The organism is Altererythrobacter aquiaggeris, from assembly GCF_037154015.1.
In the GTDB taxonomy this organism is placed as follows: Bacteria; Pseudomonadota; Alphaproteobacteria; order Sphingomonadales; family Sphingomonadaceae; genus Aestuarierythrobacter; species Aestuarierythrobacter aquiaggeris.
Window position 1 is genome coordinate 1,792,008 of the sequence record NZ_JBANRL010000001.1, and the last position, 17,235, is coordinate 1,809,242.

The following is a 17,235-nucleotide window of genomic DNA, read 5'->3' on the forward strand; positions in this document are numbered from 1 at the left end:
CAAGGCGTGGCATATCCCGCTCGGGCTCCTTTCCTCTGGGCTTCGAGGCAGACCTTGGGCGTGGGACGCGGTCGTTCATTGTGCATGACAATCACAGTTTGGGTGTAAGTCGATGTAAGTTCGGCTACTCCACTCAAGGTATGGAGGGTCTTAGTGTTCCAAGGCGCATTGTTCACTCGTGATTGGCTGAAGCAAGGGGTCACCGAATCCCCTGAGTGGCAGAATCTCGAAATTAGTGAAGTTGAGCAGCTCTACGAAAGCGCCCAGCATTTGCTGCATGAACATTCAGGCCACAAGAAGCCAACCGAAGCAGAAACCGAAGACCAACTTATTTATCCGCTGCTCGAATTGCTGGGCTGGCAACACAAATCCGTTCAACAGAACATGACGACAAAGGGACGCAAGGACGTTCCCGATGCCTTGCTTTTCGCCGATGGCGACGCCGCAGAAAAGGCGAAGACACTCGAGCCATGGCAACGCTTCCGTCATGGCGCTGCTCTTGTCGAAGCGAAGCGCTGGAACCGCCCGCTCGATCGCGAAGGGCAAGGCGACCAGGGTGTTCCGTCGACCCAAATCATGCATTATCTGCGCCGCGCTGCCGTCGTGGCAGATGGAAAGATGCCGTGGGGCATTCTGACTAACGGACGGCACTGGCGGCTCTACTACCAAAACGCTCTTTCTGTCGCTGAGGACTTCTTCGAAATTGACCTGGGCAAGGTCTTTGGTCTGCCCGGATGCGAACCGGATCTACTCGACGAACCGATCGATCCAGATTACGCATTCCGATTGTTCGTGCTGATTTTTGGTCGCGAAGCGTTTCGTCCGAGCGAGCAGGGCCGCAGCTTTCACCTGATCGCGATCGAGGATGCGCGCCGGTGGGAGGAAAGGGTCCGCAAGGATCTGGCAGATACGGTGTTCGAAACCGTCTTTCCCGAACTGATTACTGCCATCTCGTTGGCAGACCCGGATCGCCCCGAGACGCTCGATGATGGCTACGCCGAGCAGGTTCGCCAAGCGGCCATGTTCCTTCTCTATCGTCTATTGTTTGTGCTTTATGCCGAAGATCGGAATCTGCTCCCCGACGAGCGCGGTCCCTACGCGGACTATTGCCTGACCCGTCTTCGAGAGGAGATCAAGGAACGGCATGTGCAAAGGCAAGCACAGCTCGCCCGCAGCACTGCCTACTGGTCGCGCCTCGAGACAATTTTCGGCGCAATTTCCGAAGGCGACGATGATCTTGGCATTCCGCCCTACAACGGCGGCCTGTTCGCAGCGGAAGGCAATTCGCTACTCAGTCGCATCAAGCTGTCGGACGAGACGCTAGCCAAGGCTATATTACCGCTCTCACACCGCGAGGAAGAAGGGCGGCTTCGCTACATCAACTACCGCGACCTTTCGGTTCAGCAGCTCGGCTCGATCTATGAATCGATCCTCGAATACGGTGTCGAGATCGAGGAAACCGGGACCGTCCGACCGCGCTCGGACAACGAGGCACGGCACCGCTCGGGTTCGTATTACACACCAGAACCGCTCGTATCGCTGATCATCGAAAAAACGGTCGGCCCGGTCGTCGAAGAGAAGCGCGAGGCATTCGAAGCCGCTCTAGCAAGCGGCGCAAAGGGTGATGACCTTCGCGCACACGATCCGGCCATGGCACTGCTTTCGCTCCGCATCGTCGACCCCGCAATGGGAAGCGGGCATTTCCTCGTCAGCTTGGTCGATTGGCTTTCGGACAAGGTCTTGACCGCAGTCGGCGATGCCGAAAGCATGGCCGAGGGCGATTATACTTCTCCTCTCGTGAAGCTCATTGCCGAGTTGCGAGAGGGGATCGTCGCCAACGCGCGGGAGCATTACTGGCCGATCGTCGAAGACCAGCTGGATGACCGCCATATCGTGCGCCGCATGGTACTCAAGCGCTGCGTCCACGGGGTCGATCTCAACCCGATGGCCGTGGAGCTCGCCAAGGTCGCGCTCTGGTTGCACAGCTTCACCGTAGGTGCGCCGTTGTCGTTCCTCGACCATCATTTGCGGTGCGGTAACAGCGTGCTTGGCGCGTGGGTGCGCCCGACGATGGACTGGATGCAAGAACGCGGTGCCCTTATTTCCAACCGCCACCTCGCCCCGCTCGCCAACATCGTGCGCGAGATGGAAAAGATCGAAGGGCTGACCGACACCGACATTGCTCAGGTTGACCAGTCGAAAAGCCTCTTCACCACCGTCTCCGAAGCCAGCGCTCCGCTCGAAGCGATCCTCGATCTGGCAAAGGCGGATGATCTGATGGGCGTTCTGGAAACGAATGTCCGCCGACCCCGCGAACCGGCTGATGCCATTCGCAAGGATGGTGACAAACGCCTCGCCGACATGCGCAAGGCGCTGGCCGACAGCACCGACGAAGCAAAGGCGGAAAAGGCGCGGGTCGCGCTCGAAAAGGAATCTGCGAAGATTGACCGCGCGGTCGCCAAGGCGCGCGAAGCCGAACGCAAGTTCGACCGGGCTGAAGCGATGAAGCTGGTCCACGAAGGAACCTTCGGCGATCCCAGCCGGATCGCAAGCGGTGAAATCGAAGTGCTCGCAGCCGACGCGCGAACCGAGCTAAGCTTGGATGCACCAGAGCCGGTCCAAGGCAGTCTGATGCCGAGCCATAGGCCCGATGATCGCCGCCGCGCGCTGGCAGACAGCCTAGTGCGCGAGGCGCGCGCAATCGCGGCTGAACAGCGGTTCTTCCACTGGGAAGTGGCCTTCCCCGGCGTATGGCGCGACTTGTCCTCTTCGGGTCGGTCAGGCGGGTTCGATGCGGTCATTGGCAACCCGCCTTACGTCCGGCAGGAAGAAATCTCCCCGATCAAGCCCGCCCTGTCGAAAGCCTTCGACACCTATGCCGGCACCGCCGATCTCTACGTCTATTTCTACGAACAGGGGACCAAGCTGCTCAGGCCCGGCGGGCGAATGGGCTATGTCGTCACCAACAAGTGGTTGAAGGCTGGCTATGCAGAGAAGCTTCGGCGGATGTTCGCCGAGGATGTGTGGGTCGAATTTCTGGCCGATTTCGGCCACGCGCGCCATTTGTTCCCGGATGCCGACGTCTTTCCATGCGTCATCGCAGTGCAGAAGCCCGATGCAGACGCTGTGCCCGAGCAATACGATCTTGCGGTAATCCCGCGTGACGATGTTCCGCGTGAGGGTCTGTCGGCAGCAGTCCACGCCGCGACCTATCGTGCCGAACGCTCCGACCTGACCGAAGAAGCATGGGTGCTGGAGCCGCCAGACGTAGCCGCCCTGCTCAAGAAGATTCGTGAGCGCGGCGTATCGCTTGAGGAATATGCCGGGGCTAGTCCGCTTTACGGCGTGAAGACGGGCTTCAATGAGGCATTTCTGATCGACACCGCCACACGCGATCAGCTTGTTGGCGATGACCCGAAAGCAGCCGACATCATCAAGCCCTACCTGCGCGGTCAGGACATTGGCCGCTGGCTGCCGGAGTGGAACGGGCTCTGGATGATCTTCGCTCGGCGAGGTATCGACATTGAAGAATATCCGAGCGTACTTCGGCATCTCGAGTCTTTCCGAACACAGCTAGAACCCAAACCAGCTAATTGGCAGCCTCCGAAGAAGGATGCGAAATGGCCAGGTCGGAAGGCCGGAAGTTATCGCTGGTATGAGATTCAGGATGCTGTCGACTACTTTGAGGATTTTGACCGCCCGAAGGTCCTTTTGCGGCGCATCGCTTTCTATGCCCAAGTCTGCACTGACCAAGGCCAATACATGGTCAATGACTCAGCTTTGATACTGCCGACCGTTGATGAATGGATCGTCGCCTGCCTCAACTCACCGATCGGCTGGTATTTCCAATTCAAAAAGTTCCCGCACAAGAAGGATGAGGCGCTCGCTTTTGATATTCCTTATATCCGTGAGTTCCCAATTCCGCAGCTTGAACACGGAAAGCGGGAAGCGTTCCAAGATAATGTTGAGTGCATTAAGACGAACACCGCCATCGTGGAAAAAGCGGATCGAGCCATTGCTGACTGGCTTGGGTTCGAGTTCCCAAGAGTTACTAGCACCGCCCTTTCCGAGGCCAGCAAGCTCGACAGCGACGGCTTTGTCTCAGCGGTCCGCGCCGCCCTGCCCAAACGTGAAGGCTTGACCCCGACCCAACTCCGTCGGCTGCGCGAAGCGTTTGCCGAGACCGCCGAGCCTGCCCGGCAGGCACGGATCGAATTGCTGGCCCATGAGCGCAGCCTCGCTGCCATGGTCGAGCGCGCCTATGGCCTGACCGACGAGGAAGTTGCTCTCATGTGGCGCACGGCCCCGCCCCGCATGCCGCTGGCCCCTCCACCCGGGTTAGATCTAAGCGATGACACTGGTGACTGAACTACTCTAGGTTTTTGCTGTCACTGCTAAAGTCCGCAACCGGCGCACTTCCTGACCTTTCCGCAACCGAACTCCATTGGCTGACTGTGGGCCGGAAGCAGAATGGCGGCTCTAGAGCGGCCAAACCCAAAAAGCGGACTTAGGATGCGCCGACTTACACGCACACTGTTGGAAAAGTTCGTCAGTGCTCGCTATCGGGCTCTATGGCCACGACACCAACAGCAACAAACGCAACGAAGAAGGGGCACTGTCCCACCTGCGATGGCGAGCGCACCTGCGAAATCCACGGCTCGATCTACAAGGCTTGGGACTGGGAGGACAAGCAATATGGCCATTCGGTCAACGGCGGTGTCGACCACTCTCTGCTCGAATGTCAAGGGTGCGAGACGGTCTTCTACGAAACTTCCAGCTGGAACAGCGAAGACACCGATCACTACTACGATGCGGCGGGGCAGGAGCAGTATGAGCATCCGAGGGAGATACAAACTTATCCGAAGCCAGAGGCCAAGACGAAGCCGGTATGGTTCGACGCCATGCAAAAGGCTGACCCCCAGCTGCGCAATATCCTGAGCCAGATGTACGTAGCGCACGACAACCAGGCACACATCCTCACGGCGATAGGACTCAGAACGGCACTGGACCGTGCAACCGAAGTCATCGGCATCGACCCGGCCAAGACATTTGATGAGAAACTGAACGAGCTGCGCAACGGAGGGTGGATCGGGCAAACTGAGCGGGACATCCTCGGCGTTGTTACGGATGCGGGTAATGCGGCTGCGCATCGCGGCTGGGAGCCCGACAGTCAGGAGGTTTCCGAACTGCTCTCATCGCTAGAGGTGTTCCTCCATCGCGCTTTTATCGTCGGCCAGAAGGCATTAGGCATCAAGAAAAGTATTCCCGCAAAACCCGAGCGGCTGCTCGCCGTTGGGAAGAAGACTACTCCCTGACCACAATTGGGGCCGGAAGCGGAAAGGCAGCTTTTATATCTTTGAGCGGATTAAGCGGACAGCGACTGCTGACCGAATCGCAAGCCGGTGCATTAGAGAATGGTCTGGAGAAACCCCTCTTGGAATAGACTTTTGCCGTCGTTAAAACGCACTTGCAGGACAGCCAACACGGAGCCGAGAGCCACAAAGTAAATCGGTTTACTATTTAGCGCGCCTTTCCTACCATCCAGTGATGGCGAGAGAAACCTTTACGATTGAGGGCGCAGGCGCAATTTCTCTTACAGCCGAGGCTGAGGGGGATGCCTACGCCATACCCGTCCTTCTTGCGCACGGCGGCGGGCAGACACGGCGCGCGTGGAGAAGGGTGGTCAGCGAGCTGGCTCAAGCCGGCTTTCGCGCAATCGCCTTCGACATGCGCGGTCACGGAGACAGCGATTGGTCGCCATGCGGAGCTTATGAAATGCGCGACTTCGCGGCGGATCTGGTCGCTGCAGCGTCGCGCCTGGACCAGAAGCCAGCGCTGGTCGGCGCTTCACTGGGCGGGCTCGCCGGACTGATTGCCGCAGGGGAGCTTGCTCCAGGTAGCTTTGCTTCACTCACATTGGTCGACATTGCCCCGCGCATGGAGCCTAGCGGTGTGATGCGCGTGGTTGGTTTCATGGAAGAGCATGTCGATAGCGGCTTCGCCTCACCAGAGGAGGCGGCCGACGTGATCGCTCGCTACATGCCGCATCGTCCCAGGCGGGGCGCGAGCGATGGTCTGAAAAACTATCTGAGGCAGAAGCCGGATGGGCGCTTCTATTGGCACTGGGACCCTGTGTTTATCCGTAATATAATGTCAGCCAGACAAGGCGACCCAGACAGCCAAGAACGTCAATCGGCAATGCTGAGCCAAGCTGCGGCGAATCTCACGCTTCCGCTTCACCTCATCCGAGGCGGCTCTAGCGATCTTGTTTCCGAAGAGGCCGTTTTGCATCTGCGACAACTCGTCCCCCATGCAGAATACACCGATATTGCCGATGCCACGCACATGGTCGTGGGCGATGCGAACGATGCCTTTTCCGCCGCTATCGTCGATTTCCTAGGGCGCCATCACTCTCGCGATACGGCTCAGCCACAGGGGACGAGGGAGCTATGATCGATCGAGAGCGCTTGCAGGAAATGCTGCATATAGCGCCGTTTCACCGATGGCTTGGGCTGGAGATTGCAACATGCTCCGACCAGGGAATCGCGATCACCATGCCATGGCGCGAAGAGATCGTGTCGAACCCTATGATTGGGTCGGCGCATGGAGGGATCCTGGCTTCACTGGTCGACCTCACCGGGCTTTATACTCTGCTTGCGGCGGGCGTCGCGGCGAGAGCGACGGCCGATCTGCATGTCAATTACCACCGTTCTGCAACCTCAGGACCTCTCACTGCTCACGGACAGATCGTGAAGCTCGGGCGACAGATTTCGGTGGCGGAAACCCGGGTTCTCGAGCCCGACGGCAAGTTGGTCGCCAGCGGCAGGGGCGCCTACTTCTCGTCAACCGGATCAATTGATCAGCGCGGCGGGACTATTGATCTCGAACAGGCTCTTGCCACCCAAGGCCCAGCGACTTCTGCAGCGCAATCCACGCCAGCGTAAGGGCGCCTTTTGCCCGGACGAGGTCTGCTGAGGCCTGCTGCTGTTCTCGCAGGGCCCGGTTGAGGTCAGCCTTCGAGATCGCTCCTGCAGCAAAACGTTGGCGGTTCAGGTCCGCCGCGACGTCAGCCTGCTTCTTGATTTGCATACTGGCAGCGAGCGCAACACGCTGCTGGCCGAAGCGAGCCAAGGCACGTTCGGCGTCTTGCAGTGCCAGAAGCACCGTCTGCTGGTAATTGGCGACTGCTTCGTTGCGCGCCGCCCCGGTTTGGTCGATCGCAGCGTCTACCCTGCCGAAATCCAGAAAATTCCACTGGAGGCGCGGGATCGCGAGTGCGGAGAATTCGCCGACATCGACAACGTCGTCCAACGAGGATCCGCCGAGGCCCAGGATCCCTGTGAAGGACAATTTCGGGAACCGCGCCGCCTCGGCCACCCCGATCCGCGCCGTCGACGCGGCAAGAGACCGTTCGGCCGCCCTTATGTCAGGCCGACGCGCCACCAGGCTTGCCGGATCGCCAATCGCGACCTGCTCTGGCGGCATGGGAATGGAGCGCACAGTCGTGAGCGCTGCATCAGCTGATCCCGGCACCTGTCCGGTCAGTATAGCGAGCGCATCAGACAGGACTGCGATATCCGCTTCAGCTTCGGCAAGTTGTGACTTGAGCACCTCCAGTTCGGCATTCGCGGTGCCTACCGGGAAAAGCGGCAATGCACCGCGCTGATAGCGTTGGTATGTCAGCGCCAGGATCTCTTCCTGCAACGAAATCTGCGCCTCAAATTGCTCTGCGCGGAATTGGGCCTCCCGCAAATTGACGTAGGTGCTGGCCACTTGGGCAGTCAACTGGACCTTTGCGTCCTCTGCATTGGCTACCGTTGCAGCAGCTTGGGCATTGCTGGCCTCAATACGCCTGCGCGAGCCACCGGCAAACTCCAGCTCCCAGTTCGCGTTAAGGCCCACATTGTAAAAGCTGAGCGAGTCATCGGTTTCTGCGTCAGGATTGGTTTGCTCTGACGGGGGGGGCGCCCCGCCTTGAAGGTCGAGACCAGGAAGCCGGCCCTGCACGGTAGTGGCCTGTGCCCCAAGCGTTGGCATTCGACCCGCACGGTCTTGCCTGATGGATGCCCGTGCCTGAGCAATGCGCGCCTGCGCTGCGGCGAGCGAGGGGTTGCCGGACAGCGCAGCCTCCACCAGCCGCGTCAACTCGGGATCGCCGAGCAGCAGCCACCATTGAGCGACAACCGGATCAGATGCGCTCACATCGCTGCCAGCGCGCACAAAGCGAGCGCCCGTGTCTGCTGACACAACTTCCGGGGGGCCTGCATAATCGGGCCCTGCCGTGCATCCAGCTAGCAAGGCGAAAGTGACAAGCGGAGGTAGCAAGTGGCGCATAATCTCGGGCTCAGTGCATCGAAAGGGAGACATTTTTCGGGAGCGGCTTGAGGAACAGGGCAAGCGGGACCGTCGCGAGTGTGAGAAGTCCCATCACCAGAAAGACGTCATTGTAGGTCATGATGAACGCTTCGCGCTGGAGAGTGCCGCCGAGTGCCGCCATCGCTCGTTCCATATCGCCCAGGCTTCGCGCCAGTCCGTCGAGATAGGTCTGCAGCGAAACGCTGTTCGCATTCAGCGTTTCTTCCATGCGCCTCGTATGGTGCCAAATTCGCTGGTCCTGGAACGAAGCGAGGGCCGAAAGGGCGAATGATCCGCCAAGATTGCGGGCCGCGTTGAAAATGCCCGAGGCATCGCCCGCGTCTTCCTTGGCCACCGACGCAACCGTTGCCTGATTCAGGAACATCATCGCAAGTATCATTCCGGCCCCGCGGATAAGCTGACTTTCAGTGAAGACAGCGCCGCCGGATTCGGCAGTCAGACTCGTGCTGACAAAGCAGCTGATCGCCATCAGCAGCATTCCGGTGCCGACGGCAATGCGGATGTCCACCTTGCGGATCATCAGGGGCAGAACCGGCATCAGGAGAAAGGCCGGGACACCCATCCAGAAGATGACCAGTCCCGTCTGAAAAGCATTAAAGTCAGAGATGATCGCCAGAAACTGCGGAATGACATAGGTCGAACCATACATCACCATGCCCAGGGCGAGCGCCATGATCGCGACGCTGGCGAACTGTCGATTGAGCAGAAGCCGAAGTTTCAAGACCGGCTTGCTTGCTTTCACTTGTCCGTAAATCAAACAGGCAAAGCCGATAATGGTCACCACCGTTAGCCAGCGAATGAGTGAGGACTCGAACCATTCCTCATGGTGCCCTTCCTCGAGTACAACAGTCAGACCGCCCAGTCCGAGGATCAGCCCGAGAATGCCAGCCCAATCGGCGTCCGTGAGATATTCCCACTTGGGCTTCTCGTGAGGCAGCCCGATAAACAGCAGGAGCAGCAGGGTTGCGCAGACTGGCACATTGACGAAAAAGGCATAGTGCCAGCTCAGGTTCTCGGTCAGCCAGCCGCCGATCAATGGCCCCATCACGGGGCCAAGAACCACAGTCATGCCGAACAGGGCCATTCCGATTGGCTGTTGGTGCGGCGGCAATCGTTTAGCCACAATAGTCATTGCGGTCGGAATGAGGACACCGCCCGTGAAGCCCTGGCCCGTGCGGCCGATGATCATGGTAGTAAGGTCGGTGGCAACCCCGCATAGCACCGAAAAAGCGGTGAACGCGCTGACCGCTATAATGAGAAGGGTTCGCAGACCGAACAGCCGTTCCAGCCAGGCGCTCAGCGGAATGACGACGATTTCAGCGACAAGAAACGAAGTTGCGATCCAGGTTCCTTCTGTCCCGCTGGCCCCGATCTCGCCCTGAATGACCGGAAGAGCCGAATTGACGATCGAGATGTCCAGCGTGGCGAGCATGGCGCCAAGCGCGCCCGCGGCCACAGCGACCCAGGCGGTAGCGTCTGCGTTCTTTCGGCTCCCGGCCGGCCCGATCGAAGTGTCCTGCGCTGCCAGTATCTCGGTCATTGAGTCCGACTCGAGATCTCTTCCAATTCGCCGGCAGCATTCCGGGTGTCGACAACAGCCACAACCGACATGCCGGGAACGAGCAATCTACGCACTTCAGGGGGAGCATCGATAGCGATGCGGACGGGTATCCGTTGAACGATCTTGGTAAAGTTGCCGGTGGCGTTTTCGGGGGGGAGGATGGAAAATTCCGCGCCCGTTCCTGGCGATATGCTGTCCACTCGTCCCGCGATCTCAAGGTCTGGCAGGGCGTCAACTTCGAGCCTGACGCTCTGGCCGGCCCGGATGAGGCCGACCTGAGTTTCTTTGAAGTTCGCGGTCACGTAGATCGCGCTCACCGGAACAACCGTCATCAAACGTTGACCCGGTTGCACGAACTGGCCCACCCTCACCGAGAGATCGCCGACGCGGCCGGCCTTGCTGGCGCGCAGCAAGGTCGATTCAACCGTAAGGTCGGCTGTTTCCAGCTGAGCGCGAGCAGCGTCCGCCTGCGCCTGGGTCTGGCTGATCTGCTCGAACAGGGTCCCCCGGCGAGCGGTCGCGGCAGCCACCGCCGCCTGCGCAGCGGCGAGTTCGGCCCGCGCCTGCCGCGCCTGCGCCTCATACTGGTCTAGCTTTTCCCGCGGTTCGGCTCCTGTCGCGACAAGGGGCCGATATCGCGCCACCTGGTCGTTCGCGAGGTCGAGTGCTGCGCGCGCGGCGGCGAGTTGGCCCCGCGCCTGGCGAATGGCTGCATCCTGTTCGGCTACCTGAGAACGGATTGTGTCGGCACCGGCCAGGGTCGCAGCGATCTGTGCGCGCGCCTGTTGCGCTTGCGCCTGATAATCCCGCAGATCCAGTTGTACGAGGGCTCCGCCGCGAGCAACTTGCTCGTTCTCCCCCACGAAGACCTCTTCGACGTATCCCGCTACCTTGGAAGAGATAACGACGCTGTCGGCAGCGACATAGGCGTTATCGGTCGACTGCATGTACTGTCCGTAGGTTACGTGCCGGTAGTACCACCAGATCCCGCCAAGCAGCACGGCAAGACCAACGATGATTAGCACGATGCGCAAGCCACGCCGCGATTGCGGTTTCGTTGGGGTTGTGCCCTCCTGCTCCGGTTGGTTGGAGTTATCGGTCATCTGATTCTTTCGGCAGCCTCAGTAAAAGGTGAACGCGTCTCGCGCCCTATGAGCCGTGAGTCAAATAGTAAAGGCGTTTAGCAGTTTGCATTTGGGCATCCGAGGCTATCCGACTACACAGCGCTATGGATGAAAAACCAGATACCATGTCACGGTCTCAGCGTCGGCAGAAGGTCATCACCGATGATGACCGCATTCTCTATCTTATGGACGAGATCAGTCGCGGCGCGCGCAGAGTGTACGATGCGAGGGTCGCCAGGATCGGTCTCAATCAGACACAGTGGAGGATCATCGGACAACTTCTTCGCGATCCTGCCCTTACGCAGGCTGAAATCGCCAAGAAACTGGAACTGGAATCGGCGACCATCGGCCAGGCGGTTGCAGGTCTTTGCGCACGCGGGCTGATGAAAAGGCTTCGAGCTGAGACGGATCGGCGAGCGTGGCAGCTCATCCTCACGGAGCAGCTTGACGATCTGCTGCCCGAACTGAGAGGCTCCGCGGATGGGCTTCATGATCTTCTTTGGCGCGACATTGCCGCCGACGAGAAGCGAACGTTGCAGCAGATTCTTGAAAGGGTATCGAAAAATCTGGACCAACTCCGGGCCGAGGCTGAGTAAAATCATGGCATCGCCCCCGGATAAGCCTATCGGCAGCATCGCTCGCGCCGCGGAGATCGGCCAAATCCTAATGAGGCACGGCGCGAAAAATCTCGCCGGAGCCCTCGGATTTATTCCCTCTTCGAGCAATGTCATCGATCCTCGCGAATTTCGTCCGGCCGCAGTTGTCGCGTTCCTCCGTGACATCGGGCCAGTTGGTATAAAGCTGGGGCAGCTCCTCGCCACCCGAAGCGATCTGTTTACCGAACACTGGATCACGGCATTCTCAACCCTGCACGATCAGGTGTCGCCAGTGCGCTTCGCAGATATCGAGCCCGTACTTGCTTCAAGCTGGGGTGAGGACTGGCGGAACGACTTTGCGCAGTTCGACGAACAGCCTTTGGCGTCCGCCTCGATTGCACAGACCTATTCCGCCAAGCTACAGGACGGTAGCGAGGTCATCGTGAAGGTTCGCCGCCCGGGCACCGCCGCGCGCATGGAAGCCGATGTGCGCCTGCTTGTGCGTCTTGCCGAGATCGCAGAAGCACGCTCGCCTGACATCGCGCGTTACCGGCCAGTCGAGTTTCTGCGGACCTTCGGCCGCAATCTAGCCTGGGAGATGGACCTCGCTGCGGAATCCCGAGCCTGCGAGCGGATCGGCGCATATCTCGATACCATCGGCGTCAGGACCCCGGCCATCCATTGGGAACTGACCGGGCTGCGGGTGAACGTTCAGGAACGCCTGTACGGCAGGCCCGCGTCTTCGCTGGGCAGCCCATCCGGCGACCCGCCGGTGGCGGCTTTCGCTAAAAGCTATGCCAACGCTGTCCTGCGCATGATCATCCTGAACGGCGAATTCCACGGCGACCCTCATCCCGGCAATGTTTTCCTGATCGGCGAGCAGGATGTCGGCTTCATCGACTTCGGATCAGTCGGGACGCTCACCAAGACGAGGCGCGACGAGATCGTTCGGCTCGTGCTTGCGATCGCTGGCGAGGAAACGAGCGAAGTCGCGGATGTCCTGCTCGCATGGGCGGGGGCGCCGAAGGTGGATCGCGATGCGCTCGCGGTGGATCTCGATCATTTGATCGGAGAGTTCAGGGGGACCGTGCTTTCTGGAATCGAGTTCTCGCAAATTTTTTCCCGCGTTTTCGATCTTTTGCGGGATTATCAACTGGTCCTGCCACCCGATCTGGCCATCCTTCTGCGTACCTTGCTTACGGCAGAGGGTGTCGTCCGATCACTGGCACCCGACTATAACATTGCCGAGGACACCCGGCCGATCATGACGGAGCTTTTCGCCGAGCGGTTCTCGCTCGCTAGCGCTCGGTCGGGTTTGAAGAAACTTCGCGGTCAGCTGCTGGGGTTGTCGGCGTCCTTGCCCGACATACTTGCCACTGCGAACTCGATCGCAAAGTCAGGATATGTGCCGGTTCAGCTCGATCCGCTCAGTATCGAGCAACTCGCAGGACTTCGCAATGAGCGTCAGTCCTTGAAAGGCCCTCTAGCTGCCGCATTGATCGTGGCTAGCGCATTGCTTGTCGATCAATCCTGGCTTCTGGCTGGCGGCGCGCTTGTGATTGCTGGGGTGGTGCTCATCCGAAAATCATAATGAAGGAGCAACTTAATTCGTGCACGGTCACGTTACGGCAAAGCCGAACTTAATGAGGATTTCATACGCCGCACTTCAGCGACCAAGACGCATCGCGAAAAAAATTTTTCGACCTATTGCGATTGAAGGCTTATTTTCCTCAATCAGACGAAACTATGGAACGGCAGCTTTCAGGCTTGTCCTCGCCTGACTTTATGGCCGCTATTAGGGCGCATTGCTGCCAAGCGAATTAGACCCCACGACATTGAATTCGAATCTCTGGAGCGCGAAATCTCACTGACGCCAGGGGGCTTCGGATAGCGCCAGTCTGCACGCGATTTCATCACCAATTTCGGTCGCAGCCTCAAGGAGGGAGGTATCATCCAAGTGTGCATACCGAGCTGTTGTCGAAACCTGCCTGTGGCCAAGGAGGCTTCCAATCATCGGCAAAGTCTCGGATGATCGCGCTGCCAGGCTGGCATAGTTGTGCCTCAGATCGTGGAGCCTGACGTCATCCAGACCGGCATCACGCCGAAGCTTGCGCCAGAACCAGTCGATCGCTGAAACCGACTGCCCCTTGAACGGAAACACTAGCTCATCCTTCTTCCCACGCGGCAATCCATCGAGCACCGCCCTCGCCTCCTGGCCAAGCCAGACGATGCGCGGACCTGTCTTGGAATCGGTCAGTTTGAGCTTCCGCCCCTGAACCTCGCCCCAGGTGAGGTTGAGGATTTCGCCGCGTCGGCATCCCGTCAACGTGAGCAGTGTGACTACCGCCGCCTCGACGGGCTGGTCAGCGCGTCGGTCGACAAGGGCTTTCCCGAGCCGCGCCATCTCGGCGTCGCTCAGAAACCGTTCGATCTTGCGCCCCCTGTTCTTCTTCACGCCTCGAAAGGGGTTTGAATGCTCCGGAATATAGCCCCAGGCCTCGGCCTTGGCGAACATGGCTTTCAGAATTTCCATGGCGCGGTTTGCCGCGCCCGGCCCTGCCGAGCGCGTTACCTCCGCGTGCCAGCGCACCGCATCGGCATGATCGATCTCGTCGATGAACTTGCCCGCAAACGCATGGTCGAGATGGGTGCGGCGGTAGATGTCCTGGATCTCGCGCGTGGACTTCTTCCAGGTCGGTGCCGCCACATCCCAATACGACTGAAGGAACGCCGCATAGGTCGGCGTCTTCGTGCCGCGCTTCTTCTTGTCTGCCGGGTTCTGCCCGAGCTCGATCCGGAGGATCAGCCGGCGGGCAACATCCTTCGCGATGCGCTCGGTAAGGATGGCGGCATCGCCGATCGTTATCAACCGCTGCTTGCCACCGATGGTCCGCTGGAGGACGTAGCTCTTGCGTCCTGAGCGGTGGATGCGCTCGCCAAAGCCCGGAAGCACGTAGTCAAACCTCGTCCGGCGCTTCCCAGCCTCTCCCGGAACAACGCGCGCGAGTTCCTCGGCCAGGATATGCTTCAGATCGTATCCGGTCACGCCGCGATGCCCAGCGCACCGGCGAGGCTCGAACAAATCCGGTCGGCGCTCTCCGAGATGATGTCGTCTGCAAGATGCGCATAGCGCGCGGTCGTCTCGGGAAGCGCGTGCCCCAACAGCTTGCCGATGGTCGCGAGTGGAATGCCCTTGGCAATGGCCGCTGAGGCAAAGCTGTGGCGAAGATCGTGGAGCCGGACATCGGGAAGAGCGGCCTTGCGCCTGATCCTGATCCAGTGTTCTCCAAGATTGATTGGTCCCTCCCGATGCAACGCCGGAAAGACAAGCTGGTCGTCGGCCCGGCGGTCGAGGCCACTCAGAATTTCGATCGCTTGCGGGTTGAGATAAATGGTCTTCGGGCCGGTCTTGCTGTCGGGTAGCGCAAGTCGAGGAATCTGGACGTAGCGCCAGCGCAAGGTCGCAATCTCCGAAGCACGTGCACCCGTGTAAACGAGCAAGAGAAGCGCGGGGATCACGAACGGGTTCGCAAACTCGTGATTGGCCAACGCGCGCCCGAGCCTGCGGTATTCGTCGGCGGAAAGGTAGCGCTCCGGGAGCTCGCGCTTGAAGCGGGACACACCGCGACACGGGTTGGAGCATTTGGCGCGATACCCGAGCTTTTCCGCATACTGCATCATGACAGACATGATCGGGATGGTGCGATTGAAGCTCCCTTCCCTCTTTGTCATGGTGTCGCGCCAGCGGTTGATGTCTGACCGTGCGATCATGTCGACCGGAAGTTCGCCGAAATGCGGAATGAGCAGCTGATCGATGCGCGAGCGCGAGCTCGTCCTGGTCGACGGCTTCCAGTGCGGCGAATAGTCGGTCCAGAATTCCTCGGCGAAGTCGACAAAGAGCGGGACCTTTTTCTGCTCGGGCGCAGACGGCAGGTCGGCAAGCGTAGCCCTGATGAGCAATCTGCGCGCGGCAGCGCGCGCGGCGGGAGCGCCCAGCGCACCTGCCGCCACTCCCGCGCGTCCCAGCGTCACCATCCTCTGCACGCCTCGGGGCCTGTACTTCACTATCCAGCTAAGGTGTCCGGACTTGCGCTTGCGCAGTCCGAAGCCAGGCAGTTCATTATCCCATGTAATCCCGAGCGGAAGTGAGGCTCGACGGGCCACATGACCGGTCAGTTTCAGCTTATTGGATTGGCGTTTGTGGGTGACGGCTGTGCCTTGCCCACCCACAGATTGCCGGTGGGTTAGAAATTTCGAACTATCTGTTTTTACTAGGTTTTGCTCCATAAATGCAGCTTAGGCTGCGTACGGTGTGCCAATTCTGTTCCCCATTGTGCGGCGAAATCCAGTGATCATGGTCGCTCCTTTCTCTAAGGCATTTTCCAACTGAGCCCTCGGAGGCGCGAGCATCCAGTTCGCGACCGTAATTGAGCCTGATCTGCGTTTGAATGAATACCACGCACAAGGTCCGCACCCCCGCAAAGGCTGCGGCAAAGGAGCGCGTGCGGTGCCCGGGACCGGGGCCTGTCGGTTCCCGCGGCACCGCGCCGGTCCGACCCGCTGTCGTTCGGGCGTGCGTGCGGGGCCCAGAACAAGAAGGCCGCGCCCGCAGGAGCACCGCCGAAGGCGGGGCGGGACCGAGCGCGACCCCAGCCCCGTTCCGCTTTTCGTCCCGCTCCAGTGCCAGCGAACACGAAAAAAGGGCAGGAACCGTCACCGGCTCCTGCCCTCGTATGGTCGTCAGTATTCGTCCAGCATCGCCCCGTGGACCGTGTGCACCACACGGCTGGCGAGATGCGCAGGCAGTGCGTTGTAGTCACCCTCGTCCAGGGCGAAGTAGCCCAGGTCTTCATCTTCCACCACGTGCTGGTCGAAGAAACTGTGCAGGGCGCGCCTTTCGGCAACTGCAAGCGCTTCGAAATAACTGTGCGCGTTCGTGTCCAAGGTGCTGAGTGCAGTCATGATATCCTCCTGAAACCTGTCGCTGAGACGACTGAAAACAGGCGGAAGGGCATGGGGCCGGCGGGTCAGGGATCGCCGTAATGGCGACCGCGAAGCGGCGGTGGGGGCAACGATTTTGTCAGACCGGAGCAAAGCGCAGGGGAGGCAAAATGGTGGGGCCCCGCCGTCCTTGACGCGCCGGCCCTATGCCCATCACCCTTGGAACTCGGTGAGCCAGCCCCCTCCCCCGCTCCGTTACGTAGTGCAAGGGACGACCCGCGCGATTGGACTTTCCTACAGGCTGTGCCCGAGTGCATGTTGATCGAAGGGAGGATCCACCGAGGGGTGCAGGAAAGGAACCCCGATGCCAACCAAACGAAGCGCTGTCGCAGCACTCCGGAAACTCGAGGCCGACCGGCTGGCACTTGCCGAGCGCCAGAAGCTACTTGAAGAGCAAGCCGCCCTAGAACTGGGACGCATCATCCTGGGAACGGGGCTTGAGACCTTCTCGAAGAAGGCGCTCGCAAGAGTTGCCGGAGAGCTCGGAAAGCTCGGCGAAGAGGCGTCTCTGCAGAAGCTGCTTCCACCGGCTCGCTCGTCTCCTCGCACCGAACAGCCATCCGGAGAGTAGGAACAG

Annotated in this window: 13 protein-coding genes; 7 read left to right on the forward strand and 6 right to left on the reverse strand. The window is 59.9% G+C overall.

The genetic code is table 11. From position 1 onward, the window contains the following. Positions 1-153 precede the first annotated feature (153 nt). The 4 genes from WFP06_RS08795 (at position 154) to WFP06_RS08810 (ending at position 6,944) form a co-directional block, all read left to right on the forward strand. Positions 154-4,368: an Eco57I restriction-modification methylase domain-containing protein gene (locus tag WFP06_RS08795; protein ID WP_138619423.1), complete on the forward strand. Its 4,215-nt coding sequence runs from the start codon at positions 154-156 to the stop codon at positions 4,366-4,368. Positions 4,369-4,571: 203 nt separating this feature from the next. Beyond that, entirely contained in the window at positions 4,572-5,315 is a 744-nt protein-coding gene (locus WFP06_RS08800; RefSeq protein ID WP_054522875.1) for a DUF4145 domain-containing protein, read from the forward strand. 232 nt (positions 5,316-5,547) lie between these two features. Beyond that, positions 5,548-6,453, forward strand: a complete 906-nt coding sequence (locus WFP06_RS08805) for an alpha/beta fold hydrolase (RefSeq protein ID WP_054525565.1) — start codon at positions 5,548-5,550, stop codon at positions 6,451-6,453. Continuing rightward, positions 6,450-6,944 carry a hotdog fold thioesterase gene (locus WFP06_RS08810; RefSeq protein ID WP_082379178.1) on the forward strand — a complete coding sequence of 165 codons (495 nt, stop codon included), beginning with the start codon at positions 6,450-6,452 and terminating at the stop codon, positions 6,942-6,944. The genes WFP06_RS08805 and WFP06_RS08810 overlap by 4 nt, the downstream gene beginning before the upstream one ends. On the opposite strand, the gene WFP06_RS08815 is transcribed toward WFP06_RS08810, so the two are convergent. Genes WFP06_RS08815 through WFP06_RS08825 form a run of 3 tightly spaced genes read right to left on the reverse strand, consistent with a single transcriptional unit; the run spans position 6,874 to position 11,040 of the window. Beyond that, a complete protein-coding gene (locus WFP06_RS08815) occupies positions 6,874-8,334 on the reverse strand; it encodes an efflux transporter outer membrane subunit (RefSeq protein ID WP_082400327.1) in 1,461 nt (486 codons plus the stop codon). The genes WFP06_RS08810 and WFP06_RS08815 overlap by 71 nt on opposite strands. 10 nt (positions 8,335-8,344) lie before the next feature. Then, complete coding sequence (locus WFP06_RS08820; protein ID WP_054527103.1) at positions 8,345-9,916, reverse strand: MDR family MFS transporter; 1,572 nt, start codon at positions 9,914-9,916, stop codon at positions 8,345-8,347. Then, positions 9,913-11,040 carry an HlyD family secretion protein gene (locus tag WFP06_RS08825; protein WP_054527104.1) on the reverse strand — a complete coding sequence of 376 codons (1,128 nt, stop codon included), beginning with the start codon at positions 11,038-11,040 and terminating at the stop codon, positions 9,913-9,915. The genes WFP06_RS08820 and WFP06_RS08825 overlap by 4 nt, the downstream gene beginning before the upstream one ends. Before the next feature lie 125 nt (positions 11,041-11,165). Here WFP06_RS08825 and WFP06_RS08830 point away from each other — a divergent pair, with 125 nt between their 5' ends. Together WFP06_RS08830 and WFP06_RS08835 are read left to right on the forward strand one after the other, a co-directional pair. After that, positions 11,166-11,657, forward strand: a complete 492-nt coding sequence (locus tag WFP06_RS08830) for a MarR family winged helix-turn-helix transcriptional regulator (protein ID WP_054527105.1) — start codon at positions 11,166-11,168, stop codon at positions 11,655-11,657. Next, positions 11,542-13,248: an ABC1 kinase family protein gene (locus WFP06_RS08835; protein ID WP_336986811.1), complete on the forward strand. Its 1,707-nt coding sequence runs from the start codon at positions 11,542-11,544 to the stop codon at positions 13,246-13,248. Before WFP06_RS08830 ends, WFP06_RS08835 begins: the two co-directional genes overlap by 116 nt. A 273-nt stretch (positions 13,249-13,521) precedes the next feature. On the opposite strand, the gene WFP06_RS08840 is transcribed toward WFP06_RS08835, so the two are convergent. The 3 genes from WFP06_RS08840 to WFP06_RS08850 form a co-directional block, all read right to left on the reverse strand. Then, a complete protein-coding gene (locus WFP06_RS08840) occupies positions 13,522-14,703 on the reverse strand; it encodes a site-specific integrase (protein WP_054522892.1) in 1,182 nt (393 codons plus the stop codon). Continuing rightward, complete coding sequence (locus WFP06_RS08845; RefSeq protein ID WP_054522880.1) at positions 14,700-15,692, reverse strand: tyrosine-type recombinase/integrase; 993 nt, start codon at positions 15,690-15,692, stop codon at positions 14,700-14,702. The genes WFP06_RS08840 and WFP06_RS08845 overlap by 4 nt, the downstream gene beginning before the upstream one ends. 705 nt (positions 15,693-16,397) lie before the next feature. After that, entirely contained in the window at positions 16,398-16,619 is a 222-nt protein-coding gene (locus WFP06_RS08850; protein ID WP_322295520.1) for a hypothetical protein, read from the reverse strand. A 343-nt stretch (positions 16,620-16,962) separates the two neighbouring features. Between WFP06_RS08850 and WFP06_RS08855 the strand changes: the two genes are divergently transcribed. Beyond that, on the forward strand, positions 16,963-17,229 hold the full coding sequence (locus tag WFP06_RS08855; protein WP_336986812.1) for a DUF6437 family protein: 267 nt from the start codon (positions 16,963-16,965) through the stop codon (positions 17,227-17,229). Positions 17,230-17,235: the final 6 nt, after the last annotated feature.

Bases quoted from the DNA above. Each gene is read 5' to 3' on its own strand.
- WFP06_RS08800 (WP_054522875.1), top strand. From the start codon at position 4,572: ATGGCCACGACACCAACAGCAACAAACGCAACGAAGAAGGGGCACTGT.
- WFP06_RS08805 (WP_054525565.1), top strand. From the start codon at position 5,548: ATGGCGAGAGAAACCTTTACGATTGAGGGCGCAGGCGCAATTTCTCTT.
- WFP06_RS08810 (WP_082379178.1), top strand. From the start codon at position 6,450: ATGATCGATCGAGAGCGCTTGCAGGAAATGCTGCATATAGCGCCGTTT.
- WFP06_RS08815 (WP_082400327.1), bottom strand. From the start codon at position 8,334: ATGCGCCACTTGCTACCTCCGCTTGTCACTTTCGCCTTGCTAGCTGGA.
- WFP06_RS08820 (WP_054527103.1), bottom strand. From the start codon at position 9,916: ATGACCGAGATACTGGCAGCGCAGGACACTTCGATCGGGCCGGCCGGG.
- WFP06_RS08825 (WP_054527104.1), bottom strand. From the start codon at position 11,040: ATGACCGATAACTCCAACCAACCGGAGCAGGAGGGCACAACCCCAACG.
- WFP06_RS08830 (WP_054527105.1), top strand. From the start codon at position 11,166: ATGGATGAAAAACCAGATACCATGTCACGGTCTCAGCGTCGGCAGAAG.
- WFP06_RS08835 (WP_336986811.1), top strand. From the start codon at position 11,542: ATGGGCTTCATGATCTTCTTTGGCGCGACATTGCCGCCGACGAGAAGC.
- WFP06_RS08845 (WP_054522880.1), bottom strand. From the start codon at position 15,692: ATGGTGACGCTGGGACGCGCGGGAGTGGCGGCAGGTGCGCTGGGCGCT.
- WFP06_RS08850 (WP_322295520.1), bottom strand. From the start codon at position 16,619: ATGACTGCACTCAGCACCTTGGACACGAACGCGCACAGTTATTTCGAA.
- WFP06_RS08855 (WP_336986812.1), top strand. From the start codon at position 16,963: ATGCCAACCAAACGAAGCGCTGTCGCAGCACTCCGGAAACTCGAGGCC.